Consider the following 25245-nt stretch of genomic DNA (forward strand, 5'->3'; position numbering starts at 1 on the left):
TATAGAGCGAGGTTACATGGATTTTCACGGTTTACGCGACATCGTCGTGCTCTTCGGTCTAGCCCTGTTTACCGTGGTAGTACTGCGCAGGTTCAAATTCCCCTCCATCATCGGCTTCCTGATTACCGGCGTGCTGGCCGGCCCTTACGCCCTTGGCTTCATCAGGAACACCCGCCAGGTCGAGCAGATGGCGGAGTACGGCGTGGTGCTCCTGCTGTTCACCATCGGCATCGAGTTGTCCCTGAAGGAATTGATGCGCATCCGCCACATGGTGTTGCTTGGTGGCGGTCTGCAGCTTGTGCTGACCATTGCCGCCGTTGCCGGGTTGGGCGCCGTGGGGGGATTCCCGCTGTCCCAGGCCGTCTTCTTCGGCTTCCTGGTGGCGCTCTCCTCGACTGCGATCCTGATGAAGCTGATGATGGACTCCGGCGAAATGGACACGCCCCAAGGCAAGGCCTCGCTCGGCATACTCATCTTCCAGGATCTCTGCATCGTCCCCCTGATGCTGTTCACCCCATTCCTGGCCGGCGGCGGCAGAGGGCTCGCCGACATCGCCGTCGTCTCGGCCAAGGCAGGAGCCGTCATCATCGGCGCCCACTACGGCGCCCGCTTCGCGGTGCCGTGGCTCTTCGAACAGGTGGTGAAGACCAGGAGCCGCGAGCTTTTCGTGCTCTCCATCATCTTCGTCGGCATGGGGACCGCGTGGATTACGGCGCAGGTGGGGCTCTCGCTGGCCCTCGGGGCTTTCATCGCCGGGCTTGCCATCTCGGAATCGGAGTACAGCCACCAGGCGCTCAGTGACATAATGCCTTTCCGCGAGGCCTTCATGAGCCTCTTTTTCATCTCGGTCGGCATGCTGTTAAAGCCCGCCATCCTGTTCAAGTTCCCGCTGCTCCTGCTCGGCCTGGTGCTTTCCATAATCGTGGTCAAGGCGCTGCTCGCCTCGGCGGCCGGCATCGCCCTCGGACTCCCCATGCGCATCGCCCTCATCGCTGGGCTGTCCCTGGCCCAGATCGGCGAGTTCTCCTTCGTCCTGTCCAGCAGCGGGCTCAAGTACGGCCTGCTCACCCCGGAGACTTACCAGCTCTTCCTGGGTGCCTCCATTGCCACCATGGCGCTCACGCCGCTCTGCATGAAGCTGGCCGGGCCGGTGGCTGACTTCCTGACTGCCACGCTGCCGCACTCCTGGACTCGCGGCCGGAGTAGCCTCACGCAAAACGGCGACAAGGCCGGCTACCGGGACCACGTCATCATCGTCGGCTACGGTGTCAACGGCAAGAACTTGGCGCGTACCTTGAAGAACCTGGAGATCCCGCGCGTCATCGTCGAGACCAACCCCTTCACGGTGCGCGGCCTGAGAAGGGACGGGGAGGAGATCATTTTCGGCGACGCCTCAAAGCCGGAGATCCTGGAGCACGCCGGCATCCACGACGCTCGTATCGTGGTGGTGGCCATCTCCGACGCCGCGGCCAGCCGGCGCATCGCGGCGCAGGCCCGGTCCATGAACGCGTCCATTCACGTCATCGTGCGCACCAGGTACCTGCTGGAGATGGAGCCGTTGTTCCGGCTGGGGGTGAACGAGGTCATTCCCGAGGAGTTCGAGACCTCGGTGGAGATCCTGTTTCGCGTGTTGAAGCGTTTCCTGATCCCGCAGGACGTGATCGAGGACTGCATCGCGGAGGTCAGGCGCGACGGCTACGACATGCTGCGCAGCGTGAGCAAGCGCCACAGCCATGCCGTCGGCATCGCGGGCTTTCTTTCCGGCGCCGAGATCGGCAGTTTCCGGGTGCGCAGGAACGCACCCATAGAGGGTGAGCGTCTACGGGGAGGGATGCTGCGATCCCAATCCGGGGCCACCGTCGTGGCGGTCAAGAGGGGGGACGATATCGCGGCCAACCCCGACCCGGTCTGGGAGTTTTTGGAGGGGGACATCGTACTTCTCCTCGGCACCCCCGACCAAATGCGCGCCGCCGCTAAGCTTTTCGAGCCGGCCTGAGACCGGCGCAAGGAACGTCCGAACTCCCAGTTGCGTCTTGCCCCGCTTCAGTAACCACACCTGCACGCCGAAAGGTGTAGAATGTACCGTCCCCTCAGGGGGCCCCACTCATTTAAACCAAAGGAGTTCTCGCTTATGCACGACAAGGAAAAGAATATCCTTTGCCCCCAGAACGTCAGTGAGCTGGAGGCGCTCCCCATGGACGCCGACGGCCTGGTCAAGGATTTCATACATCACTACTTTCACCACCTGGGGCGCGACAAGTTTTGCCGCAACATCCGCTACCACTATCAGGCCATCGCTTATACCATCCGCGAGCGACTGATCGAGCGCTGGAACAACACCCGCTATGCCTATATCAACGCCAACACCAAGACCGGCTACTATCTATCCCTTGAGTTCCTGATGGGGCGTGCCCTGGGCAACGCCGTCCTCAACCTCGGGCTGGATGAGCCGGCCGCCGAGGCAATGCAGCAGCTCGGGCTGCACCTGGAGGAACTGGCCGACCAGGAGATCGACGCGGGCTTGGGCAACGGCGGCCTTGGGCGCCTGGCGGCCTGCTTCCTGGACAGCTGCGCCACGCTGCAACTGCCCGTGATGGGGTACGGCATCCGCTACGAGTACGGCATGTTCCGCCAGCGCATCGAGGACGGCCGCCAGGTCGAGGAGCCTGACCACTGGCTGCGTGACGGCAACCCGTGGGAGATGGAGCGCCCCGAGTACACCCAGCGGGTCCGCTTCGGCGGGCGCTGCGAAACCAGGCGCAACGAGGATGGCACCGTGAGCTTCTGCTGGCTCGACACCCACGACGTGATCGCCGTCCCGTACGACCTCCCCATCCCCGGTTACCGCAACGGGACCGTCAACACGCTGCGGCTCTGGAAGGCCGCTGCCACCGACGTTTTCGACCTGGGGGAGTTCAATGCCGGCAGCTACACCGAATCCGTCGCCATGAAGAACGAGGCGGAGAACATCACCATGGTGCTCTACCCCAACGACGCCAGTGAAAACGGCAAGGCGCTCAGGCTCAGGCAGCAATACTTCCTGGCCTCGGCCAGCTTGCAGGACGTCCTGCAGCGCTGGATCTCGCGGCAGGGTAAAAACTTCGAGCACTTCGCCGAGCGGAACTGCTTCCAGCTGAACGACACCCACCCAAGCTGCGCCGTCCCGGAGTTGATGCGCCTGCTCATGGACGAACAGGGGCTCACTTGGGACGAGGCGTGGCAGATCACTACGAAGACCATGGCCTACACCAACCACACCCTACTCCCGGAAGCCCTGGAGAAGTGGTCCGTGCCACTGTTCAGGCAGCTTTTACCGCGACTTCTCGAGATCATCCTCGAGATCAACGCGCGCTTCCTGGGCGAGGTCGCCAGCCGATGGCCCGGTGACAGCGACCGACTACGCAACATGTCCATCATCGAGGAAGGTGAAGTGCAGCAGGTCCGCATGGCGTACCTGGCCATCGTAGGGAGTTTCTCGGTAAACGGCGTGGCAGCCCTGCACTCCGAATTGCTCGTGCAGGGGCTGTTCCGCGACTTCTACGAGCTGTGGCCCGAAAAGTTCAACAATAAGACCAATGGTGTCACTCCCCGCCGCTGGCTGGCGCGCTGCAACCCAGGACTCACCAGGCTGCTTGCCTCCAGGATCGGCGACGGTTTCGTGGCCGACCTCTCCAGGATCTCTGAGGCTGTTGGTTTCGCCGACGCCCCGGAGTTCCGCAGGGAGTGGCATGAGGTGAAAAGGGCCAACAAGGAACGGCTGGCGGCCCTGGTGCAGGAACAGTGCGGCGTCACCTTCAACCCCGACAGCCTCTTTGACGTCCAGGTGAAAAGGATCCACGAGTACAAGCGCCAGCTTCTGAACGTGCTGCACGTGATCCATCTCTACGACCGCATCAAGCGCGGCGATACCGACGGCTGGACCGATCGCTGCGTGCTGATCGGCGGTAAGGCGGCGCCCGGCTACTACATGGCCAAGCTGATCATCAAGCTAATCAGCAACGTGGCGCGGGTGGTGAACGACGACCCTGTGGTTGGGGACAGGCTCAAGGTGGCCTTCCTGCCCAACTATCGCGTCACGGCGATGGAGGTGATCTGCCCCGGTACCGACCTTTCCGAACAGATTTCCACGGCGGGCAAGGAAGCCTCCGGCACTGGCAACATGAAGTTCATGATGAACGGTGCCATCACCATCGGCACCCTGGACGGCGCCAACATCGAGATCCGGGAAGAGGTGGGGGACGAGAATTTCTTTGTCTTCGGTCTCACCGCCGAGGAGGTGGAACGGGAGCGGCGCAGCTACAACCCAGCCGGCATCGTGGCCGCCGATCCAGATCTGGAGCGCGTGATGCAGCTGCTCACCAGCGGGCACTTCAACATGTTCGAGAAGGGGATCTTCGATCCCATCGTGAAAGCGATCATGAGCCCGCAGGACCCCTGGATGGTCGCCGCCGACTTCCGCAGCTTTGTCAGGGCGCAGCGACAGGCTGCCCAGGCCTACCAGGACCGGGAGGCGTGGGTTCGAATGAGTATCGTCAACAGCGCCAGAAGTGGAAAGTTTTCCACCGACCGGACCATCTCCGAGTACAACGAGGGGATCTGGCACCTACGTCCCGTGGACCCGGGTGCCGCAGGCTAGCGAGTAGAACTGTGTCAACTTCTCCTCAAGATTCCTTTGTGGCTGCCGATACGTCCCACAAAGTGTCGAGATACTCGACGTGACCGCGGCACCTGTGCAGTCCGCGTGTCGGAAGCTATTTGAGAGATAGATCCAGAAAACCTCGGAGGAATACATGTCTACCGCTAATTTGCCGATTAAAAAGGGTGAGTCGAGCAACGAGCTGATTCAACTGGTGAGCTTCAACCTGGGCGCAGAAGAGTATGCCGTCGAGGTACTCAAGGTGCGCGAGATCATCAGGATGACTCCCATCACCCACATTCCCAACACCCCGCCCAGCGTAGAGGGCATTATAAACCTGCGCGGCAAGGTCATACCGATCATCTCGCTGCGGAACAGGTTCGGCATGTGCAGCACCGACGACGACCAGCACACCAGGATCATGGTGATGGACATCGACGGCAAGCTCATGGGCTTCATCGTCGACGGCGTTTCCGAGGTGATCAGGATATCCAGCGGCGAAATCCAGCCCCCGCCCAGCATCGCCGCGGGAGGCGTCGACCAGGACTTCATCTGCGGCGTTATCAAGCATGGCGAGCAGTTGCTGCTCATGCTGCAGCTCGACCGCATGTTCACCAGCGCTGAGCAGGACGCCTTCGCCAGTTTCGGGTAGTGATACCGACTGAAATTACTGTAACAAGAAGGGGAGGGAGGCTGTGTCTTCCTCCCTTTGCCGTGGTGGTCGAATCGGTAGCGCGTGCCGGTGTAAACCTGTAAAGAAAATCGACGCAAATTAGCGCTAAAAGTGTCGGGATACTTTACAGTCGGCGGGGGTGCCCCGATGAGGTATGCCGGAGCTGGCGCGAGCAGCGTATCACCCCTTATATTCCCGGTGGTTTGCCGAGGAGATTGCAGGTCTGGGGGTGTCAAGTTTATGGCACTGTCTATGCTACTATCCGGATAAGTCGGCGGCAGTTCCTTTCGTGATGTGCAGAGCACAGAATTTCCGCCGATGGAGGAGGTGGCCAGTATGGAATACTTAAGCTACGGCCACGAAAGCATCATCTACATTGTCGTTATTTTAGTAATTTGCCATCTGCTTCTTGATGTGCTGCCGGTGTGGTTCAAGCGTGCGCGCCACCTCCTGTCATCGGTGCCGGTCAGGATAACGGGCGGACTGTTGATCATTATCATCTCATTCTTCCTATTGTAGATCGCCGAGGTTCGGCTGAGGACGGCTGGTAGAACTGGAAAGGCCGGGAATCTTCTTCCCGGCCTTTTTGCGTTGGCAGGCAGACGATGTTTAGGGGGTAGCTGTCGTGCGTAGGGTGCGGGTTTACCAAGGCGGGCGCGTGAGTGGTCGCCACTACATGGTGGCCACTTGCAGGTGCGGATGTGACTGGAAGTCGAGCTTTAGGCGGCAGGATTCCTGGAGCAGGTCGCTTTTTGCCTTGGCGCCGTAAAGCTCCACCGACATATCCTCGTCTCCGCCCAGGGTCAGCCGCAGCAGGTCTTTGTCGAGCACGCAGTCGAGCTGCTGCACCACGGCATTGCGGCGCCGGTCCAGCCCGTCGCAGAGCCTGAGGATGCCGCCCAGCCGTGAGACCAGGAGCTGGTCAGCTGCGGAGAGGCGGGTGTACTCGTCGTGCTTTTTTTTGGGCATCGACTTGCGGTGGTAGCGGGCGATGTTGGCCATCAGCTCGCGCTCACGCGGGGTGAAACCGAACAGGTCGGCGTGGCGAATCAGGTGATAGGAATGCTTGTGATGGCTGGAATAACTGATGAAGTAGCCGACGTCGTGCATGATGGCGGCTGCTTCCAAAAGCCTCAGTTCCTTGTCGCCCCAGCCGTAGCGTTTTGCCAGCGCCAGAAAAATCTGCCGGGAGAGCCTTGCCACCTGTAGGGCGTGCCCCTCGTCAGAGTGGCAGGAACGGGCGAACTCCAGGGTACCCTCGCGCCAGGAACGCCGCTTTTTTTCCGGCAGCAGGTTGCGGCGGCGCAGGCCGCGCAGGATGAGCCCCTCACGGATGCCGCGCTCGTTTACCTTCAGGTGGTTCACCTGGAAAAAGTCCATCAGCTCGTCTACCGCCGTGACGCCGGCCACGATGATGTCGGAACGATCGGGGTTCAGTCCCGGAAGGGCGCGGCGCTCCTTATCGCTCTTTCTTGCCAGCATGGCCAGAAGGTGCACCAGCTCGCTACGAAGCAGTTCGTAGCCGTGCAGGGAGTCGAACTTTTCGCCACGGGCGGCGGCCACCATGGCGGCGATGGAGGTGACGGTGCCCCCCGAGCCGACCAGGCACTGCATTCCGGTGCGTTCTCCCGTGTAGGCGGTTTTCAGCGTTTTGCGGACGTGCTTGCGCAGCTTCTGGTGTTCCGCCTGCTGCACCGGATCGCTCTTCAGAAAGCTCTCGGTCAAGAAAACGGCGCCCAGTTCCAGCGACAGCATCTCCTCGGTGTGCGCTCCCAAGGCCGAGATGAGCTCCAGGCTGCCGCCTCCGATGTCGAAGATCAGGTGCCGCACACCCTCGAGTTCGAAGTTGTGCTGGGCGGAGAGGGCGGCCAGTTCCGCTTCTTCCTCACCGCTGATCACCTCGATCTTCAGGCCGGTCTGCTCCTTCACGGCGGCAACCAGTTCGCGGCCGTTGCTTGCCTTGCGTACCGCGCTGGTTGCCACTGCCTCGATAGAGGTGACCCGGTAACCGTCGATGATCTTTTTCTGACGCGACAGCGCCTCGATGGCGCGATCCCAGGCCGCAGCGGATATGGCACCGGTCTGGTGCAGTCCTTCGCCCAGGCGCACCAGCACCTTCTCGTCGTCGAGGATCTTGTACTTGCCGCTCCCCGCGGTCTCGACGATGATGCTACGGATCGAGTTGGTCCCGATGTCGATGGCGGCCATCCGGTTCTGTCTCAACGGCTACTCCTTAAGCGTGATGGGATGCCACGATTGTATCAGGGCGGGACGGATATTGACAACCAGTGAGGGCATAAGTGGTGACGCTACGTCAGAGCCTTCAACACGGTCTTTCTCGCTTTCTTGAAGCCCTTGCGCACCTTCTTCAGGGTGGCATCGTCGAGGCCGGTGACTTTCTTTTCCGCCTTGCCCAATATCTTTGCGATACGTCTTGAGCGTTTGTTGCCGAAATCGTGCATCTGCAGCAATGCGTTCTCGATTCTTTCCAGATCCGCCCCGAGTTTTCTGCCGCACTTTTCAGAAATCTCCCCGGCGAACCGGTCCCGGGTCGCTTGGGCCAGGTTTTCTACTTTTTCCCTCATCCCGGCCACCCGCTGCTGCATGAGCTGAACCGGGTCCGGCCGATCGTCCTGCTCCAACCCGGCCAGTTCCCGGGCCTGTTGCAGTATCGATGCGATGTGGCGCCGGTTCACCCCGCGCACCTTGCTCAAACCTTCCTCTCCTGCCTGCGCTATCTTGGCGAAGCTGTCGAAACCCGCGTCATACAGCCTCTTGCCCAGTATCGCGCCGACGCCTTTCAGCCGCCTGAAATCCGCTGTCGACTGGACCATCTTGGACACTCCTTGTGCGTTGTTTGCCCTGCCTCGTTTCCGGGTCAGCCTCCCTGCCGCAGGCGGTCGAGCGCCTTGCCCCTGGAGGTGACGATCCTGCCGGTTCCGGTAACCAGTTGCAGGAATAGTGGTTCGCTGCTGCCGCTGGCGCTTCTCTTGAACGATACGGTCCCACCCTTAGGGAGGGTAAGTGATGCTTCTTCCCCAAGCAGTGCCTGCGTCACCAGTCCCAGGTCCGGCTCATGGCCGACCAGGACGACCTCGGTTACCTGGGGGTAGAGCTTGAGCAACTCGTCGAGTCTCTCCGGGCGGAACCCCGGTGCGAGCTGAGACGCCACGATGAGTTCGCGCTTGTAACGGAGTTTTTCCCCCAGGATGTCCGCGGTCTGCACCGCGCGCACTAGCGGGCTGGTCAGCACCAGGTCGGGCTCGATTCCGAGGGTGGCGAGGCTCTTGGCTACCCTGCGGAAGCGTCTTCTGCCGCGGCGGGTGAGGTAGCGGTGCTCTTCGGGCACCTCCGGCGTTCTCTCAATGGCTTCCGCGTGTCGCACTATGTGGATGATCATGGTCGGCCCCCTGGATTAGGCAACGTTAAAGACTTTAGCGAATCTCTTTCAAATTGCAACCTGCTGTCTGTACGAGTTGACGGCAGTGTTGGGGCACTATGCCGCAACCGGGCTACAGTGGCAGGGGCAATCGTGTGAGTACGTGGGGCAAATCTGAAGAGAGATGCAGATGAGGTCGTGGAGAAAGGTCCCCTCCCGGTGAGGGGAGGGTACCTATGGATAATGGGTAAGGACAGGATATCTGAGTGCAGGAGGTGGAGTCAGCGTACCAAAAGCTGTTCCAGATTGTTTTTCATCGCGGTGGATATGGCTTCGGAAGGGACGGAGCCGCCTATACCTTTGTTCATTACCGTTCTCCTCCTGTGGCTAACGGCGCAACGATGGCAGGGGAATCTTGGTTGTTGTGCCCGTGGTGGTGACGGTGTTGTCGAGCTACCGGTAGGAGAGCATCTCCTTGCCGCAACCGGTGAGGAAATCGAAGACCTCGCCGCGACTGACCAGGAAGCGGGGCATGTCCTGGTTCATCAGGTCCTCCAGGAAGTGGAGGGTGAAGGCATCATCCCGCTCCAGTTCGTTCATGACCGCTGCAAGTAGCGGCAGGATGTCGTACAGGTCGTCCCGGTTGAAGGGGGCACTGTCGCCAGGTCCGGAGAACTTGGCGTCGAACCTGGTTTCGGTGACCTTCGGGTACTTGTACTTCAGATCGGAGGCGAGGATGGTCACTTCCATGGTGTCCTCCTAGTGGCATCCGCACCTGGCTGCGGTGCAGGCGCTACGGCAGGCCGGCTGTTGCTGTACCGACTCGCTGTGCTCCTCGTAGCTATCCAGAGAGGCCTTGGTTATGAACCAGCCCTGGTCGGAGAGGGTTCCCTGCAGAGCCTTCTGCTTGAGCAGCATGAGCACCCGGGTTTCCGTGGTAGAGAGTTCGATGGCAGCTTCGGCTGCGGTGACGTGTGCAATCCCGTCGATGATCTCGGTCATGGCAACTCCTCCTTCGCCGTACTGCTTTACATGGAGCATGCCAGTGGCAGATCCTTCGCCCGAATAGCCGAAAAAACAAACGGTTAGGATCTGGTGACATAGCCAGGGCATGTCTGCGCACTGCTCATGAAATAGCCATCCTGCCTGTTCGAGGGCAGGGAAAATGCGCTGCAGAGCGGCTGTAGTGCCAATCCCGGGTCTGCAGCCGTGATTTCGATGTGTCAGGTGCAACCTGATATCGGAGTTGATAACAAAGGCCAGACATAGTAACCTGCACCGGTAATTCATCACGGTAGCTGAGAGAATTTATGCCGACACAATTGCAGCTCCAGACAGTGAGCGGGCAGGTGGAAGCCGAACTGCCCTCGCTTGTGGAGATCTACAAGCATCTTCACGCTCGTCCTGAACTTTCCGGGCAGGAGCGCGCCACCGCCTCGCTGCTGGCGGGTGAGCTCAAAAAGCTGGGCTTTAGGGTAACGGAAGGGATCGGCAGGTACAGTCGGTTCGACTGGCCTGGCTTTGGTCTGATGGCGGTGCTGGAGAATGGACCCGGCCCGACGCTGCTGATGCGGGCTGACATGGATGCGCTGCCGGTGCAAGAGAAGACGGGACTCCCCTACGCCAGCACGGCACGGGCGATCTACCGGGACGGTAGCGAGGTTCCCGTGATGCACGCGTGTGGGCATGACGTGCACGTGTCCTGCCTGCTGGGCGCTGCGCGAGTGTTGGCGACGGCCCGGGAGTGCTGGTCCGGCACGCTGGTCCTGGTGGGCCAGCCTGGCGAAGAGGGAGGGGACGGCGCGCAGGCGATGATCGACGACGGCGCCTACCGGCTCTGCCCCAAGCCGGATTTCGCGTTGGCCCTGCACAGTACCCTGTTCCTGAAGGCCGGTACCGCGGGGTACGCACCGGGCAACTTCCTGGCCAGCTTCACCGAGGTGGAGATTGTGGTGCGCGGCGTGGGGGCGCACGGTTCCGCGCCTGAGCACGGCAAGGACCCGGTCGTGATGGCGGCCCAGTTGGTACTCGCTCTGCAGACCATCGTGAGCCGTGAGATCACCCCCCACGAGCCTGCCGTGGTCACCGTCGGGTCCATCCACGGCGGCGCCGCCTGCAATGTCATTCCCGAAGAGGTAGTGCTGCAACTGAGCATCAGGAGCTACGACAACCGGGTTCGCGACAAAATCCTGGACTCGGTGCGGCGCATCTGCACAGGTGTGGCCCTTGCCGCCGGAGTCCCGGAGGAACGCTTTCCCGTTGTTTCAGTCCTCGCCTGTCATCCTGCTACCTACAACGATCCGGCCCTCGCCGAGCACGTGGCAGAAGCACTGCGCTCGGCGCTCGGGACGGACAATGTGGTCCGCTCAGCGGCGAGGATGGTGAGCGAGGATTTCGGTTCCTGGGGGCTTGGTGGGGCGATCCCGATCTGCATGTTCTGGTTGGGGGCTGCCGATCCTGTGCTGTTCGAGGAGGGGCTGCGGCAGGGGGGGGCAATGCCGTCGCAGCATTCGCCGCTTTACGCGCCGCTGCCGGAACCGACACTGCGGGCGGGCGTCAAGGCGCTGGTCGCGGCGGCCTGCAAACTGTTGCCGGCGGGGTAGGGGAGAGGGAGGGACGGCAAATCTCCCCGGCCTCCTTCACCAAGCGGGGGACTCCGGGGCACGTTCCACGCTTTGTGACATGTTTCCGTCATGGTCCCGGTGCTGCCGGATCAGAAGAACCAAAAGAAAGGGGCGCATCTTGCGATGCGCCCCTTTCCATTTTTCTTGCCTGCTGTCACATCTCTAGGTCCGAAGAGGGGGGCGAATGATTATTCGTCCCTATGTGGCCTCTCGAGCGAAAAGGTATCAGCGCTCCTCGCCGCGCTGCAAGGCTCGGCCCCCTTGGGATTCACCGCGTCCCTGCGATTCGCCGCGCCCACGACCTCCCGGCTCAAACTCCCGTGCCGGCCGTGTCGGTTCGGCAGGCTCGGTCTTGGGCGCCGGTGTTGCTGCCGGTGCCGGTTTCGGCTTCTCGACCCGCGGGGTGACCGGTCGCACCGGAACTGCCGGGGCTGCCGGAATTGCTGCTGGTGCCTTGACTGCCGGCTCTGCCGCAGGAGCGTGGGGAGCGGCGCCGCGTGCTGCGGGAGCGGTCGTTGTCGGCGCCGGTATCGTCGCGGCGCCCGGTGGCTGCACGCCTGGGCGGTTCACCGGGCGGGGTTCCCTGCGTCGGTTCTCTTCCCGGTTCTCGCCCTTGTCCGGGCGTCCTTCCTTGGTGGCGGCCGGTGCCGGCTGTTGCCTGCCGGGTTGCGCCTGGGGCTGTTCTTTGGGCGGGGTCGGCGCAGGTTGCCGTTGTGCAGCAGGTGGGGGCGCACCAGGCTTGGCCGGCTTCGTCGCCGGGGCTGGTACGCCTGGCGCTGGCGCCGCATCACGGCGGTTCCACGGCTCCCTGCGTCGCTCGGTTGCCGGTTGCCCCTGGCCGGCGCGCTGCTGTTCGACCTTGCCCGGGCGCGGCTGTTCAGCCCTCGGCCGGCGCGGTTCTACACGCACTGGCGGCATCCGCCCCTCATCCCGGTGCTGCCTGGTTTCCACGCGTAGTTGTTCCCGGTACTTGCGGGTGTCACGCTGCACCACACGCTGGTTGATGGTGATGGTCGCGGCTCGCCTGTTTATGTAGATATTCTGACGGTCGCGGATGTAGGGACGCGAGCGAGTGATCCATCCGCTACCACGCCAGCCATGGTAGTAGACCCTGCGCTCGCGCCAGTTGCAGTCGCGGTTCAACCACGGGCCTATGGTAAAGCCGACACTGAAGGTGATGAAGGGGGAACTGGGGTAGTAGCGTTCCACGTAGACAACGTTTGGGTCGTATACCGGGACGTAGACGTACTCAGGACGGGCCGGTACGATCCGGATGATGTCACCCTCAAAATAGACCTGCTGCTGCGGCGTCGAGAACAGGTTCCCCTCGTCGTAGGCGAAGCGGCGTAACCTCTGGATAGCGTCCATCACGTCCTGTGGCTGTTCGATGTACGCCTGGCCCACCGACGCGGTCCACTGGTACTCCCGGTCCATCATGTACAGAACCTGCGGGTAATGGGCCACTGCGCGTACACTGATGTCCCAAGGTTGGTAGTCGATGCGCGGGGTGTCGCCATAGAGCCTGACGAAATTGGCAGCATCGTGGATCTGGTCCACGAAGGTCGCTGCGGGAAGGATCTGGGCTATCAGCGGGTCCGGGTAGAGCGCGATCCGGGCCAGCAGGTCATCCAGTTCCTCGGGATAGAGGAGGTCGTCGTTCAGGTAGCCATCCTGGTCCGACATCTGGTAGTAACCCGGCTCCGACTGTGCCTGAACCGGCGCGGTAGTGACAGTAACCGGAAGCAGTACTGCCATCAGCAGGATGATCAGTATCCTTTTCATAGCTCTCTCCTAAAGAGGGGTTGCCTTTGGTCACCGGTCCAGTCTAGCAGAAGCGGGCAGGCATGGCAAAACGGAAGCGTGCCGCGACAGGCGGCTGTGGTCAGGCGGCGCGCATCTCTATGATCTTGGCGTGCAGCCTTTCCATGTCGAAGGGTTTCTGGATGTAATGCAGTTCGTGGTCGGTGCTGATACCGTACTTGGTGATGATGTCCGAGGAATAGCCGGTCATGAACAGCACCTTGGTTTCCGGACGCAGGTCGGTTATGCCGCGTGCCATGTCCAAACCGTTCATCTCCGGCATGATTACGTCCGAGAGCACCAAGTCGATGTCGTGGTTGGGCTCACCGCAGATGGAGAGGGCAACGTGCGGGGTGGCTGCCTGGATGACCCGGTACCCGATTTTTTCAAGCATCTGGGTCGCCATGGTCCGCATCATGTCATCGTCCTCTACCACCAGCACGGTCCCGGTGCCGTGCAGCGTCCCTGGCACGTTGTGAGCGGCAGGCAGTACCTCTGCCGTCAGCTGGGGCAGGTAGATGTGGAAGGTGGTGCCGCGCCCGGGCTCGCTCTCCACATCGACGAAGCCACCGTTTTGGGTCACGATGCCGTACACCGTGGCCAATCCCAGGCCGGTACCTCTGCCTACCTCCTTGGTGGTGAAAAACGGTTCGAAGATCCGCTTCACCAGTTCCCGGTCCATCCCGGTGCCGGTATCGATGACGCTCAGGCAGGCGTACGAGCCGGGCTTGGCGTCCAGTCGGTAATCGCAGAAGGCTTCGTCCACCTCCACGTTCCCGGTTTGTATGGTGAGCACTCCGCCGCCGGGCATGGCATCCCTGGAGTTGACGGCCAGGTTCATCAGGATCTGGTCCACCTGTGAAGGGTCGATCTTGACCGTCCATAGTTTGGGATCGGGAATGAAGTTGAAGCGGACCTCCTCGCCGATCAGCCGGCTCAGCGCCTTCTCCGTTTCCAGACAGTGTTCGTTCAGGTTCACTGCCCTCGGGGAGATGATTTCCTTGCGGGAGAAGGCGAGCAGCTTGCGCACCATGTCTCGGGATCGTTCGCCTGCCTTGATGATCTCCTGCAGGTAGACCCAAAGCGAGGTAGTTTCGACTGTTTCCAGTTGGGCCAGTTGCGCATAACCCAGCATCACGCTCAGCATGTTGTTGAAGTCATGTGCCACACCCCCGGCCAGTTGCCCGATCGACTCCATCTTCTGCGAATGCCTGAGCTGTGCCTCGATCTTTCTGTGCTCGGTGATGTCGATGCCGAAGCAAAGGGTGCCGATGCGCACCCCCTTTTCGATGATGGCGCTGTTGCGCCAGGAGACTGTGCGCATCGCCCCGTTCTTGGTGACGATCTGCCCTTCGCAGGCGTCCATGCGTTGCTGGTCCGTTCCCTTGTGCGGAGTGCCGCACATCTTGTAGAAGGCCTCCGCCCCCATCACCGTTTCAAACCAGTTCTGCCCCGCCAATTCTTCTTGGCGGTAGCCGGTGACCTCCTCGGCGGTTCTGTTGAACAGGGTGACTCTTCCCTTGAGGTCGAGTCCGAGGATCATGACACTGGCGGCCTGGATCAGGTTCTCGGTGTACTCCTTGGCGGACCGGAGCGCTTCCACAGCTGCTCTGCGCTCGGTGATGTTCACCACGGAAAGGACGGTGCCGGCGATGCGCCCTTCTTGGTAAACAGGGGTGGCGCCACAGGCGATGGTGACCGTGGAGCCGTCCTTGCACAGCATATCGGCCTCGAAGTGGAGCAGGCCGGCAAGCCCGGTGGCCACCCGGTGCAACTGCTCGATCACCATGTCACGTGACTCTGGGCAGACCAGCTCCGAAATCCTCTTGCCCATAAGTTCTTCGGGAGAGTAGCCGCTGGTCTCGGTGCAGCGCCCGTTGAGCATGCCGATGGTGCCGTCCAGGTTAAGCACGATAAGGGCGTTGGCGCTGTTCTCCATGACCTTGATAAGGAAGTCGTAGGAGTCCTGCAACTGGCGGTTGGCTCGGTTTATGGCTCGGAAGGGAAGCAGAATGAAAACTATCACGGCTATGCTGAGCCCCAAAACCGCCACCATGACGGATTTCTTCAGGATGGGGCGAAGGGACCGGCTGATCTCGACGCTGCCGATCACCTTGTCGCCGTAATGAATCGGCTGCGAGCGCATGATGACCGGGGTGTCCGGATCGTAGCCACTCGCTGCAAGCACGTGTCCCAGCGAGTCGAGGACGCGATGCTTCTCCTTTTGGCCGTGGGTGCCATGGTGGGAGAGCAGGGCTTCCAGGTGGTGCGCATCACCGTTACGTGAGTCGGGGGCCAGGTCGCCGAGACCGGTGATGATCCCAGCATTTATTTCGGCCTCGGTCTCGAGGCTGCCGACGGCGTATTGGTAGCTGATGGCGAAGTAACCGAGGGGGAAAAAGAGTGCTACGAAGAAGGCGAGTAAAACCGTGTAGTTGGCTGTGAAGTTGACTGTTTGTTTCTTAGAACCAGTCATGGCAAGCGCTCCTTGCGCGGCAACCAAATCAGGATCTCATGCTCCGGCGATAGGGCGCAGTCACCTCCCTCAACCACCAGTCGCGGAGATTAGCATCATTTTAGGAAAAAGAGAAGTACATTGTCGGATTTCACCTAAAATCATTCATCAAATTTCGGCTGGTACTGTGTCAGTTGCGAACACCCCATGACTTGTACTTTTTAGGTCGTAGCACCTGTATGATGAAGCGGAATGGAGCCGTATATCGGCCTGAGACAGATCTTGTTCACCGAGATACTGTATACGCGTCTGGGGTGGCAACTGGGGCCATATGCGTTGACAGCACCCGGGGCTTCTTGTATAAGAGCCGTGTTACTGAATTGAAATTCGTGCTACCACACCTGTGGGGCACGGGGAGGAAGATCATGCACATGGCGGACGCTCTGCTCTCGCCCACGGTAGGCGCGGCCATGTGGGCCGTATCCGCGGGTGGCGTCGCCGTCGGCTCGGCGCGGTTGTGCCGGGAGCGTGACGATCGCCTGGCGCCGCTCATGGGCGTGCTGGGGGGCTTTCTCTTTGCCGCGCAGATGATCAACTTCTCCATCCCGGGCACCGGGTCGAGCGGCCACTTGACGGGGGGGCTGCTCCTTGCCATCCTGCTGGGACCCAGCGCCGCCTTCCTCACCGTCGCTTCCGTCCTCATGATCCAGGCCTTTTTCTTTGCCGACGGCGGTCTCCTTGCCCTTGGCTGCAACATCTTCAACCTGGGCATGATCCCGGCGCTGCTGGTCTACCCGCTGTGCTACCGCAGGCTGATCGGTTCCGCACCGGGGCGCCGGCGCGAGGTGGCGGTGACCATGTTCTCGGCGCTGCTCGCCATGCAGCTGGGTGCGCTCTGCGTTGTGCTGGAGACGGCGGCGTCCGGCATCTCCGCGCTTCCTCTGGACAAATTCCTGCTCCTGATGCAGCCCATTCACCTGGCTATCGGTCTGGTCGAGGGGGCGGTGACGCTCGCCGTGGTCTCCTTTCTGCGCAAGGCCCGCCCCGAACTGCTCACCAGGGGCAATACCCCGGGGGGTGTTTCCGGTCGGGTGGTACTCGTTTCGCTGCTGGCCTGTGCCCTGCTCGTCGCCGGCGGCCTGTCCCGCTTCGCCTCGGTGAAACCGGACGGGCTGGAGTGGTCCGTCGCCAAGGTGGCCGGGGCGACAGCTCTCTCCGAGCACCGCACCGGTCTGGGCGCCTTCATGGCGAACCTGCAACACACAACCGCCCGTTACCCCGACTACCAGGTCGCTCCTGCGGCCGTGCCGCCCCAGGCGCCCGCCGCTGCGCCTGCCGCAGCCCAGGCCAATCCTGCAGGCAAGGGGAGCGCGCTTCCCGGTATCGTCGGCACTGTCGTCACTATCATGCTGGTTTCCGGTGCGGCCTTGCTGCTGCGCAGGTCCAACCGTGGAGCGGTAGTCCCCGAGGCGTAGCGGTGACCGGGCTTCGACCGGCGAGGATGGGAGCCTGATGGCATCGGTAAACGGGGCTTTGCTTGATCTGAAGCGGCTGGACCAGCTCGCGGGGGAAGATACTTTCGTGCACCGGCTGGATCCTCGCGCCAAGGTGCTCGCCACCCTCGTCTTCATCGTATGCGTGGTTTCCTTCGGCCGCTACCAGGTTTCCGCCCTGATTCCCTTCTTCATCTTTCCCGTCTGCCTGATCGCTGCCGGTCGGCTGCCCGCCGGCTACCTGGCAGCCAAGGTTGCCCTGGTTGCTCCCTTCGCCATCGCCGTCGGCATCTGCAACCCCTTTTTCGACCGTACCGTCCTCGCGCACCTGGGCCCGCTGGAGATTACCGGCGGTTGGCTCTCCTTCGCCTCCATCGTCGTGCGCACCGCGCTTACCGTCACTGCCGCGCTCACCCTGACCGCTGTTACCGGCTTTGCCTCCATCTGCCGTGCCCTGGTTCGTCTGGGCATGCCCAAGACCTTCGCCATGCAGCTTCTTTTCCTGTACCGCTACCTGTTCGTGCTGGCGGAGGAGGGGGGGCGGGCGTCGAGGGCGCGCGAGCTGCGCTCCTTCGGCCGCAAGGGACGCGGCATGGCCAGCTACGCCTCGCTTTTGGGGCACCTGCTGTTGCGCACCTGGCAGCGCGCCGAGCGGATGCACATGGCGATGTTGGCGCGCGGCTACACTGGGACCTTTCCCGCGGCGCAAGGGGGGCGTTTCGGCGCGCGTGAAATCCTGTTCGTGCTTTTCTGGAGCACACTCTGCATCACCATGAGGTTGTACAACGGCGCCGAACTGCTCGGGACGCTGGTAACGGGGTATCTGCCATGAGCCACCACATTCTCGAAATCGACCACCTGCGCCACGTCTATCCCGACGGCACCGAGGCCCTGCACGAGGTGACCTTCAGCATCTGCCACGGCGAGTCGGTGGCCGTGATCGGCGCCAATGGTGCCGGGAAGTCCACGCTGCTGGCGCACATGAACGGCCACCTGCTGCCTCACTCCGGCGAGGTGCGCATCGGCCACGTCCCGGTGGACCGTACCAACCTCAACGATGCGCGGCGTACCGTGGGCATGGTCTTTCATGACCCGGACGACCAGCTCTTCATGCCGACTGTGTACGAGGACGTCGCCTTCGGGCCCATGAACCTTGGCTTGACCGGCGCCGAGTTGCAGAACTGCGTGGCCGATGCGCTGCGCCGGGTCGACGCGGAACACCTCGCGGGCAAGGCACCCTACCATCTCTCCGCCGGGGAGAAGAGGCGGGTGGCCATCGCCACGGTCCTCTCCATGTCGCCGGACATCCTGGTCATGGACGAGCCGACCAACGGGCTGGACCCGTACGCCCGCCGGCAACTGATTGGGCTCCTGAAGGATTTCCACCACAGCAAGATCATCACCAGCCATGACCTGGACATGGTGCTGGAGGTCTGCGAACGGACCGTGGTGCTTTCGCAAGGGGTGGTGCGGGCCGACGGGCCGACGCTGGAGATTTTTCGGGACGAGGCGCTGCTCAGGGAGTGCCGGCTGGAAAAGCCGCTCTCGATGCAGGGGTGTCCGGTGTGCGGCGCGCAAACGCGCTGAGAAGAGAAGGGCGCAAATAAAGAAAGCCCCGGATTTCTCCGGGGCTTTCGTAAAGTTCTACGCTATGTAATTTGGGATTAAACCCTGCTGACGTTCGCAGCCTGGAGGCCTTTCGGTCCCTTGACGATTTCGAAGGTCACGCTGTCACCCTCGGTGAGGGATTTGAAGCCGTCGCTGTTGATAGCGGAGAAGTGAACGAAGACATCCTCGCCGTTCTCCTGCTCAAGAAAGCCAAACCCCTTGCTGTCGTTAAACCACTTTACAGTACCGTTTACCATTTACTTACTTCTCCCATATTACTTCTTTTTGGTTTTAATCCACGGGTATTCGAGGACGCGTAACCTTAGCACCCAAAAAATCACGTGTCAACCAATTTTAAATTAGATTTAAAGTTTTTTGCTTTAGTATACAAAACCGGCCGCATTGACACGGGGAGCGCGCTGTAGTAGCGTTCCTCGACCTGAGAGAGAGCGGACACAGCAGATCACACTGCTATGACTGAGAATCGACAACTGCTACTGCTGCAAGAACCAAGGACGTGAGCCTATGAAGATCTGGATCGATGCCGATGCCTGCCCGAGGGTGATCAAGGAGATACTGTTTCGCGCTTCCCAGCGCCTGAAGGTGCCGGTCTGCCTGGTCGCCAATAGCGACCTTTCCCGGGCGCATACCGCTTTGATCACCTCGGTGCGTGTCGCTGCCGGCTTCGACGTCGCCGACGACTACATCGCTGAGCACGCCGACGCCAGCGACCTGGTTATTACCGCCGACATCCCGCTGGCCGCGCGTGTGGTCGAAAAGGGGGGCGTGGCGCTCGACCCGCGCGGCGAACTCTATACCGAGGATAACGTCGGCGAGCGCCTCACCATGCGTAACCTGATGCAGGACCTGCGCAATGATGGGCTGCTGCTTGGTGGTCCCGCGCAGTTCAACCAGACCGATCGCCAGCGTTTCGCCTCCGCACTGGACCGGCTCCTGACCCGCATGGTGCGCGGGGATCGTCCCTGACCTCACAGACCCTCCTGTCCGCTTTACCGTCACCTCTCTGACCTGCACAGTTCCCTCTCCCCCTGGGAGAGGGGCAGGGTGAGGGTCGGTTTTCTTGTTTGAGTCAGCGCCTGCCTTTGTCACAGTCTTTCATTCTCCCTGAATCTACATTTCCCTCAGTGTGATAAAATCTTTTGTAACTCTGGTTCAGGTCGTGTTAATGTCTGCTCAAAAATGACAGCTTGTCAATATAGCTTGCAACATTGCGACGCCTATGACTGCACACTATCAACAAAGGTCCACCGAGGAAATTGAACTCGACCAGAAACGCGCCGAGCTGGCCTACCTGCGCGCCCGGCATGCCGAGGCCGCCGCAGTGCTACACCAGTTGCGCGAGGAGATTGCCGGCTTCGAGAGAAGTTACCAGCAGACGCTGGGGCGGTGCATGGCCGAATTGGAGAGGTTGGAGGAGCAAATTGAACGCCTTTCCGGTAGTTATGTCCCCCCCGAGGCGGATGACGTCGAGGAAGCGACCTGCCGGCGTGACGAAGACGATGCCAGCGATGGCCAGACCTATCAGCGCGGCAGGTCGTTTCGGGGCGAGGGACAGGCACGGGGGCGGGTCTGGAAAGCCGACGAGGGCGACATCAAGACCCTCTATCGAGAGGTAGCCAAGGCCATCCATCCTGACCTCGCCGGGGAGGGCGCCGGCTCGCTGCGGCACGAGCTGATGCTGAAGGCGAACAAGGCCTATGCCGAGGAGGACCACCGCACCCTGCGCGAGATCCTCAGGAACTGGCGGCGGCATTTCCCGGAACAGGCGGAGCAGAGCGATCTGAGGGCCGAACTGGCGCGGCTCAAAAAGCAGATAGCTGTGGAGATCGAGGCAATCCGGGAGATCAACGAGCAGGTCGAGCAGTTGCGCGGCAGCTATGTGCATCGTTTCAAGCTGCGCGTCGATGAAAGCGCAGCGGCCGGTAGCGATCTTTTCGCCGACCTGGTAGCTGCAGCCGAGATAAACATCGCCCGGGCCCAGCGGCGCCTGGCGGCCTTGCAGGGGGAGAAAGGCCGGGTGCGGACGCACGGTGCCACCAAGCGCAGCCGCGTGGTAGCTTTCGCCAACGACCTGACCTGCGGTACCCTGTATCTTCGCGACCTTAGCTCGACAAGCTTCAACGCCTGGAAGAAGGCTGGCCCTGCCATCGGCCCGGTGCAGGTCTACCTGGACCAGGCCCTGCGCCTGGACGTGAAAGAGGGGGCGAGCCTGAAGCTGAAGTCTTTGCAGGTGCTTAGTCCCGAGGACTTGCAGGCGCTCTTTCTGTACGACGTCTGCGACGCCGACCTGGACAGCATCGTTCACCTCTCTGGGTTGGAGGAGCTTTATCTGTGCGGGCCGGAACTGACCGACTCGGCGCTGCTTAGCATCTCGACCCTGGCCAACCTGAAGCGGATTTACCTGTACCAGACCCGGATTTCTGACCGCGGCCTGGTCTACCTGCAGGGGATGCAGGGGTTGCAGGGCCTGACCAGCAGCGGTAACAGCATCACCGACGAAGGGCTTGCGGTCTTCCAGCAGGCAATCCCCGGGGTGAAGACGGTGAGCTTTAAGTGGAAGAGGTGAGGTAAGGCAGGGACGGTGTGCGTGAAAACTGAAATGAGAAAAGCCCGGGAGATGACCTACCCGGGCTTTTTGCATCTTAGGCGTTGAGAAACCTCGCCATGTCGGCGATAAGGTCGTCCGGGTCCTCGAGCCCTACCGACAGGCGCACCAGGGTGTCCTTGATGCCGCGCGCCTCGCGCTCGGCCGGGGGCATCGCCGCGTGCGACATCTTGGCCGGGTAGGAGAGGATGCTCTCCACGCCTCCGAGGCTCACCGCGAAGGCTGCCAGCTTTACCCCTTCCAGCAGGCGTTTGGTAGTGTCGTAGCTGGTGAGCTCGAAGGAGAGCACGCCACCCGGGCCGCTGGCCTGCCGGGTGTGGATCTCGTAACCGGGGTGGTCGGGCAGGCCGGGATAATAGACCCGTTGCACCTCTTTTTGCTCCCCAAGCCAAGCCACTATTTTTCGGGCACTTGCCTGGTGTTCCTCCATGCGGACCTTGAGGGTTTTTAGCCCGCGCAGCACCAGCCAGCAATCCTGCGGCCCGAGCACGGCACCGAACGCATTCTGGATGAAACGTAGCCGCTGCCCCAACTCCGGGTCCCTGGCGATTGCGAAACCGCAGATCACATCGGAGTGGCCGTTCAGGAACTTGGTGCCGCTGTGGACCACGATGTCGCAGCCAAGCTCCAGTGGTCGCTGCAGGTACGGCGTCATGAAGGTGTTGTCCACGATTGTGAGGATGCCGTGCTCCTTGGCCAGCGCGACCGCCGCGGGAAGATCGGTGATCTTGATCAGCGGGTTGGATGGGGTCTCCAGGTAGAGCGCCCTGGTTTCAGGGCGGATGGCCGCGGCGATGGCGGCATTGTCGGTCGCGTCAACAAAGGTCGCCTCCAGCCCCCACCCCTTGAACAGGGTGGTGAGTAGTCTGAATGTGCCGCCATAGACGTCCTCGCACACGACCAGATGGTCGCCCGGCTGGAACAGCAGCAGGGTAGATGCGGTGGCCGCAATCCCCGAAGCAAAGGCCAGGCCTACGGCTCCCTTTTCCAGCCCTGCTATCGCCTCTTCCAGCGCCTCGCGAGTTGGGTTGCCGGAGCGGGCGTAGTCGTAGCGCCCGAAACTGTCGATGGAGCGCTGCGCGAAGGTCGACGAGAGGTAGATGGGGTGGCTGACGGAGCCGTGCTCGGCGTCGATCGGATCGAGCCCGTGGATCAGTTCGGTGGCGAATTTCATGCGTCTTCTCCTTCAAATGCCTGCGCCAGGTCGGCGATCAGGTCGTCCTTGTCTTCGATCCCCACCGAGAGGCGCAGCAACAGGTGGTTGATGCCGAGCCGCTGCAGCTTCTCCGGCTCGATGTCGGCGTGGGTCTGCACCTGGGGGAAGGTAATCAAGCTCTCGACCCCGCCCAGGCTCTCGGCGAAGGAGATGAGCTGCGTCTTCATCAGGAGCTGGTTCACCAGCGCCGGATCGGTCACCTCGAAGGCGATCATGGCGCCATAGCCGCCACACTGGTTCTGCATCAGCTCGTGCCCGGGGTGACCGGTGAGTCCGGGATAATAGACCCGGCCGACCTGGGGATGCCGCTCCAGCCACTGCGCCAGGGCCAGGGCGTTTTTCTGTTGCCGGTCCATGCGCAAGCCGAGGGTTTTGATGCCGCGGATGGTGAGCCAGGAATCCTGCGGGCCAAGCACAGCGCCGGCGCCGTTTTGGTGGAAGTAGACCTTTTCCGCCAGGGTCGCGTCCTTCACCGCCACCAACCCGCAGACCACGTCGTTGTGGCCAGCCAGGTACTTGCTCCCCGAATACACGGTGATGTCGGCTCCGAGGTCGAGGCAGCGCAACAGGTACGGTGTCAGGAAGGTGTTGTCGACGATGCAAAGCATATCGTTGGCCTTACACAATTCCGAGAGGGCACGGACGTCGGCAACCTTCAGGAGCGGGTTGGTGAGCGATTCCACGAACAGGGCGCGGGTGTTGGGACGGATCGCCTGTCGTACCAGCTCGACGTCGCTGGTGTCGACATAGCTGAAGCTCAGGCCGAACTGCTGGAACAGTTTCTCGAACAGGCGGTAGCTACCGCCGTAGAGGTCCTCGGTAACGACAAGGTGGTCACCCTGCTGGAAAAGGAACATGAGGCTGGTGATGGCGGCCATGCCGGAGGCGTAGGCGAAGCCGCGGCTGGCCCCCTCGAGCTTGGCCAGCCCTTCCTCGAGGGCCTGCCGCGTGGGGTTGCCGGAGCGGCTGTAATCGTATCCGGTGCTCTGTCCGAGGCCGGGGTGGCGGAAGGTGGCGGTCTGGTAGATGGGGACGGTGACCGCGCCGGTCCGGCTCTCGCGCTCCAGGCCTATCTGTGCTACGGTTGTTGCGATGTTCATCGTAGCCTCCAAATGAAAAAGTCCCCTTCCGGGGTCGGAAGGGGACTTGTCACTATGGCTCGGTCCGCACTTCCTTATCTTTCGGAACGTTTCCGCTCCGCAGGATTTGGCACCTTCCCCCCGTGGGGAGGTTGCCGCGATGTCACAGGGCCAGTCCCTCGATCGCTCTAGATAAGTAATGCTATTCGGTTTTAAGGGGTGCTGCTTTAACCAGTGTCTTAGTAATACTGGGATGGTCGGGTTTTGTCAACCGCAAAACTCGACTCTTTGACTAATGTAAAAGTTATTTTTGGCAAATCTTTACCTTAGCGTTCCGCTCGTGTTGTCGGTCTGCGCCGCTACGGTTAAAGGTCTGGGAGGAGTCTTGATGCTATTTGTGGGGCTTGTTCTATATCTGGAGGAGAGGTGACAGACACATTATCTTTCATAGCGAAATGCGATCGAACATTCTGTCGATTCCTTTTGTTACCTTACTGACATCCGGCGATCATATTGCCTGTCATTGATGCGCATCTGTGGCTTTACTGGCTGACACAAATAAAGTTTATTTTGTGGATTTGACAATGCAGCGAAACCTGCCACTATATTTCCAAGCAGATAATGATCTATGGAGGGATAATCAATGGCAACTTTGGTAGAGATCGCGGCTCAGATCGTAGCGTCACACGCGTCTAGCACTCCGATGACTTCTGATCAGCTTATATTCGAAATCAGCAAAGTGCACAGCGCCCTCAAAAACCTTGAAGCTGGTGAACCTGTCGAGGGTGTAGAGGAATCGAAGCCTTCTATGAGCGTTAAAGAAGCGTTCAAGAAAGGTGAGGTTGTCTGCATGCTGTGCGGCAAAGGGGGCTTCAAGACGCTGGCGCGTCACCTGAACACCGCGCACGGTATGAAACCGGGCGAATATAAGAAGCAGTTCGGCATTCCCGGCAAGCAACCGCTGGCGGCTAGGAACTACTCCGAGGCGCGCAGGAAAATGGCGCTGGACCGTGGCTTAGCCGACAATCTCGCCAAGGCGCGCGGCGTGCGTATGGCCAACATCGAGGCCAAGAAAGCCGTTCCCGTCAAGGCAGCCAAGCCTGCCACGGCCGCGAAGGCTGCCAAGCCAGCCAAAGTTGCCAAGGCTCCTAAAGCGCCTAAGGCGCCCAAAGAAAGCGCCAAGGCCAAGGTGGCCTGATCGTCCCCCTGACGTTGTGAAAAAGCCGCTCCCTCACGGAGCGGCTTTTTTCGTTTTGGGTAGGCTAGACGAACGAAGGTTTCTACCTTGCCATGAAAGGAGACGTCATGGCTACCAAGGCACATCTCCTCTGTCTCCTCTTCGCAAAGGGGAGGACGCGAATTCAGGTTCCGGGCTTCGTGGACTGCTGCAGACAAGTTTTTTGCGAATCTCCTGATTGGACCTTCACAAAGGGGGATGCGAGTTAAGGAACCGAGCTTCGGGGCAGCTAACAAGATCTTTCAGAATTTCCCGATGGGCCTTTGCCGAGGGGAGACTGGCAGCGCTGCACGTGAACCGGGCGTTTCCCCCTTTGCGAAGGGGGGCGGGGGATTTACTCCTTTTATATTGGTTTTTACCTTCCCCTTCGGTTAAACTCGCCTCCCCCCCGGCAGTTGCTCAAAGCTCGACCATTGATT

21 protein-coding genes and 1 riboswitch are annotated in these 25245 nt (G+C 61.2%); of the genes, 11 read left to right on the forward strand and 10 right to left on the reverse strand.

Annotation, left to right across the window (positions count from 1 at the left end; all coding sequences use genetic code 11):
- Positions 1-16: 16 nt before the first annotated feature.
- From K7R21_RS05175 to K7R21_RS05190, 4 genes are all read left to right on the forward strand, one after another.
- Entirely contained in the window at positions 17-1996 is a 1980-nt protein-coding gene (locus K7R21_RS05175) for a monovalent cation:proton antiporter family protein (RefSeq protein ID WP_224982211.1), read from the forward strand.
- Between the two features lie 135 nt (positions 1997-2131).
- Positions 2132-4636 (forward strand): glycogen/starch/alpha-glucan phosphorylase, encoded by a 2505-nt coding sequence (locus K7R21_RS05180; RefSeq protein WP_224982212.1) that lies wholly within the window; start codon positions 2132-2134, stop codon positions 4634-4636.
- Positions 4637-4790: 154 nt separating this feature from the next.
- Positions 4791-5288 carry a chemotaxis protein CheW gene (locus K7R21_RS05185; protein WP_224982213.1) on the forward strand — a complete coding sequence of 166 codons (498 nt, stop codon included), beginning with the start codon at positions 4791-4793 and terminating at the stop codon, positions 5286-5288.
- A 357-nt stretch (positions 5289-5645) separates the two neighbouring features.
- Entirely contained in the window at positions 5646-5828 is a 183-nt protein-coding gene (locus K7R21_RS05190; protein WP_224982214.1) for a hypothetical protein, read from the forward strand.
- 153 nt (positions 5829-5981) lie between these two features.
- On the opposite strand, the gene K7R21_RS05195 is transcribed toward K7R21_RS05190, so the two are convergent.
- From K7R21_RS05195 to K7R21_RS05215, 5 genes are all read right to left on the reverse strand, one after another.
- On the reverse strand, positions 5982-7532 hold the full coding sequence (locus K7R21_RS05195) for a Ppx/GppA phosphatase family protein (RefSeq protein ID WP_224982215.1): 1551 nt from the start codon (positions 7530-7532) through the stop codon (positions 5982-5984).
- 86 nt (positions 7533-7618) lie between these two features.
- Positions 7619-8143, reverse strand: a complete 525-nt coding sequence (locus tag K7R21_RS05200; protein ID WP_224982216.1) for a helix-hairpin-helix domain-containing protein — start codon at positions 8141-8143, stop codon at positions 7619-7621.
- 44 nt (positions 8144-8187) lie between these two features.
- Entirely contained in the window at positions 8188-8709 is a 522-nt protein-coding gene (locus K7R21_RS05205) for a SixA phosphatase family protein (RefSeq protein ID WP_224982217.1), read from the reverse strand.
- Positions 8710-9141: 432 nt separating this feature from the next.
- Positions 9142-9438, reverse strand: coding sequence for a hypothetical protein (locus K7R21_RS05210; RefSeq protein WP_224982218.1), 297 nt, complete (start codon positions 9436-9438; stop codon positions 9142-9144).
- Positions 9439-9447: 9 nt separating this feature from the next.
- Entirely contained in the window at positions 9448-9690 is a 243-nt protein-coding gene (locus K7R21_RS05215; protein WP_224982219.1) for a hypothetical protein, read from the reverse strand.
- Positions 9691-9998: 308 nt separating this feature from the next.
- Between K7R21_RS05215 and K7R21_RS05220 the strand changes: the two genes are divergently transcribed.
- Positions 9999-11291, forward strand: a complete 1293-nt coding sequence (locus tag K7R21_RS05220) for an amidohydrolase (RefSeq protein ID WP_224982220.1) — start codon at positions 9999-10001, stop codon at positions 11289-11291.
- Positions 11292-11537: 246 nt separating this feature from the next.
- Here the strand turns inward: K7R21_RS05220 and K7R21_RS05225 are convergent, their stop codons facing one another.
- Both K7R21_RS05225 and K7R21_RS05230 read right to left on the reverse strand, forming a co-directional pair.
- Positions 11538-13094, reverse strand: a complete 1557-nt coding sequence (locus K7R21_RS05225) for a DUF3300 domain-containing protein (protein ID WP_224982221.1) — start codon at positions 13092-13094, stop codon at positions 11538-11540.
- A 100-nt stretch (positions 13095-13194) separates the two neighbouring features.
- Positions 13195-15588: a PAS domain-containing hybrid sensor histidine kinase/response regulator gene (locus tag K7R21_RS05230; RefSeq protein ID WP_224982222.1), complete on the reverse strand. Its 2394-nt coding sequence runs from the start codon at positions 15586-15588 to the stop codon at positions 13195-13197.
- Between the two features lie 404 nt (positions 15589-15992).
- On the opposite strand from K7R21_RS05230, the gene K7R21_RS05235 reads away from it, so the two are divergent.
- The 3 genes from K7R21_RS05235 to K7R21_RS05245 are packed head-to-tail and all read left to right on the forward strand — an operon-like array spanning position 15993 to position 18647.
- A complete protein-coding gene (locus K7R21_RS05235) occupies positions 15993-17042 on the forward strand; it encodes an energy-coupling factor ABC transporter permease (protein WP_224982223.1) in 1050 nt (349 codons plus the stop codon).
- A 37-nt stretch (positions 17043-17079) separates the two neighbouring features.
- The gene (gene cbiQ, locus K7R21_RS05240) at positions 17080-17892 is read left to right on the forward strand and encodes a cobalt ECF transporter T component CbiQ (protein WP_224982224.1); all 813 of its coding nucleotides are present in this window, start codon (positions 17080-17082) and stop codon (positions 17890-17892) included.
- The gene (locus tag K7R21_RS05245) at positions 17889-18647 is read left to right on the forward strand and encodes an energy-coupling factor ABC transporter ATP-binding protein (protein ID WP_224982225.1); all 759 of its coding nucleotides are present in this window, start codon (positions 17889-17891) and stop codon (positions 18645-18647) included. Before cbiQ ends, K7R21_RS05245 begins: the two co-directional genes overlap by 4 nt.
- Positions 18648-18724: 77 nt before the next feature.
- On the opposite strand, the gene K7R21_RS05250 is transcribed toward K7R21_RS05245, so the two are convergent.
- Complete coding sequence (locus K7R21_RS05250) at positions 18725-18925, reverse strand: cold-shock protein (protein ID WP_129126184.1); 201 nt, start codon at positions 18923-18925, stop codon at positions 18725-18727.
- Between the two features lie 268 nt (positions 18926-19193).
- Between K7R21_RS05250 and K7R21_RS05255 the strand changes: the two genes are divergently transcribed.
- Positions 19194-19655 carry a YaiI/YqxD family protein gene (locus K7R21_RS05255; protein ID WP_224982226.1) on the forward strand — a complete coding sequence of 154 codons (462 nt, stop codon included), beginning with the start codon at positions 19194-19196 and terminating at the stop codon, positions 19653-19655.
- Between the two features lie 253 nt (positions 19656-19908).
- Positions 19909-21255, forward strand: coding sequence for a molecular chaperone DnaJ (locus K7R21_RS05260; protein ID WP_224982227.1), 1347 nt, complete (start codon positions 19909-19911; stop codon positions 21253-21255).
- A 76-nt stretch (positions 21256-21331) separates the two neighbouring features.
- Here the strand turns inward: K7R21_RS05260 and K7R21_RS05265 are convergent, their stop codons facing one another.
- Entirely contained in the window at positions 21332-22468 is a 1137-nt protein-coding gene (locus K7R21_RS05265) for a trans-sulfuration enzyme family protein (protein WP_224982228.1), read from the reverse strand.
- Positions 22465-23610: a trans-sulfuration enzyme family protein gene (locus K7R21_RS05270; RefSeq protein ID WP_224982229.1), complete on the reverse strand. Its 1146-nt coding sequence runs from the start codon at positions 23608-23610 to the stop codon at positions 22465-22467. Before K7R21_RS05270 ends, K7R21_RS05265 begins: the two co-directional genes overlap by 4 nt.
- Before the next feature lie 71 nt (positions 23611-23681).
- Positions 23682-23788: riboswitch (SAM riboswitch) on the reverse strand.
- Between the two features lie 444 nt (positions 23789-24232).
- Between K7R21_RS05270 and K7R21_RS05275 the strand changes: the two genes are divergently transcribed.
- Positions 24233-24787 (forward strand): MucR family transcriptional regulator, encoded by a 555-nt coding sequence (locus tag K7R21_RS05275; RefSeq protein WP_224982230.1) that lies wholly within the window; start codon positions 24233-24235, stop codon positions 24785-24787.
- Positions 24788-25245 lie beyond the last annotated feature (458 nt).

The sequence above is a fragment of the Geomonas agri genome, from assembly GCF_020179605.1.
Classification (GTDB): domain Bacteria; phylum Desulfobacterota; class Desulfuromonadia; order Geobacterales; family Geobacteraceae; genus Geomonas; species Geomonas agri.

Excerpts from the sequence above, each read along its gene's own strand:
- K7R21_RS05175 (WP_224982211.1), top strand. The coding sequence starts at position 17 with ATGGATTTTCACGGTTTACGCGACATCGTCGTGCTCTTCGGTCTAGCC.
- K7R21_RS05180 (WP_224982212.1), top strand. The coding sequence starts at position 2,132 with ATGCACGACAAGGAAAAGAATATCCTTTGCCCCCAGAACGTCAGTGAG.
- K7R21_RS05185 (WP_224982213.1), top strand. The coding sequence starts at position 4,791 with ATGTCTACCGCTAATTTGCCGATTAAAAAGGGTGAGTCGAGCAACGAG.
- K7R21_RS05190 (WP_224982214.1), top strand. The coding sequence starts at position 5,646 with ATGGAATACTTAAGCTACGGCCACGAAAGCATCATCTACATTGTCGTT.
- K7R21_RS05200 (WP_224982216.1), bottom strand. The coding sequence starts at position 8,143 with ATGGTCCAGTCGACAGCGGATTTCAGGCGGCTGAAAGGCGTCGGCGCG.
- K7R21_RS05205 (WP_224982217.1), bottom strand. The coding sequence starts at position 8,709 with ATGATCATCCACATAGTGCGACACGCGGAAGCCATTGAGAGAACGCCG.
- K7R21_RS05210 (WP_224982218.1), bottom strand. The coding sequence starts at position 9,438 with ATGGAAGTGACCATCCTCGCCTCCGATCTGAAGTACAAGTACCCGAAG.
- K7R21_RS05215 (WP_224982219.1), bottom strand. The coding sequence starts at position 9,690 with ATGACCGAGATCATCGACGGGATTGCACACGTCACCGCAGCCGAAGCT.
- K7R21_RS05220 (WP_224982220.1), top strand. The coding sequence starts at position 9,999 with ATGCCGACACAATTGCAGCTCCAGACAGTGAGCGGGCAGGTGGAAGCC.
- K7R21_RS05225 (WP_224982221.1), bottom strand. The coding sequence starts at position 13,094 with ATGAAAAGGATACTGATCATCCTGCTGATGGCAGTACTGCTTCCGGTT.
- K7R21_RS05230 (WP_224982222.1), bottom strand. The coding sequence starts at position 15,588 with ATGACTGGTTCTAAGAAACAAACAGTCAACTTCACAGCCAACTACACG.
- K7R21_RS05235 (WP_224982223.1), top strand. The coding sequence starts at position 15,993 with ATGCACATGGCGGACGCTCTGCTCTCGCCCACGGTAGGCGCGGCCATG.
- cbiQ (WP_224982224.1), top strand. The coding sequence starts at position 17,080 with ATGGCATCGGTAAACGGGGCTTTGCTTGATCTGAAGCGGCTGGACCAG.
- K7R21_RS05245 (WP_224982225.1), top strand. The coding sequence starts at position 17,889 with ATGAGCCACCACATTCTCGAAATCGACCACCTGCGCCACGTCTATCCC.
- K7R21_RS05250 (WP_129126184.1), bottom strand. The coding sequence starts at position 18,925 with ATGGTAAACGGTACTGTAAAGTGGTTTAACGACAGCAAGGGGTTTGGC.
- K7R21_RS05255 (WP_224982226.1), top strand. The coding sequence starts at position 19,194 with ATGAAGATCTGGATCGATGCCGATGCCTGCCCGAGGGTGATCAAGGAG.
- K7R21_RS05260 (WP_224982227.1), top strand. The coding sequence starts at position 19,909 with ATGACTGCACACTATCAACAAAGGTCCACCGAGGAAATTGAACTCGAC.
- K7R21_RS05265 (WP_224982228.1), bottom strand. The coding sequence starts at position 22,468 with ATGAAATTCGCCACCGAACTGATCCACGGGCTCGATCCGATCGACGCC.
- K7R21_RS05270 (WP_224982229.1), bottom strand. The coding sequence starts at position 23,610 with ATGAACATCGCAACAACCGTAGCACAGATAGGCCTGGAGCGCGAGAGC.
- K7R21_RS05275 (WP_224982230.1), top strand. The coding sequence starts at position 24,233 with ATGGCAACTTTGGTAGAGATCGCGGCTCAGATCGTAGCGTCACACGCG.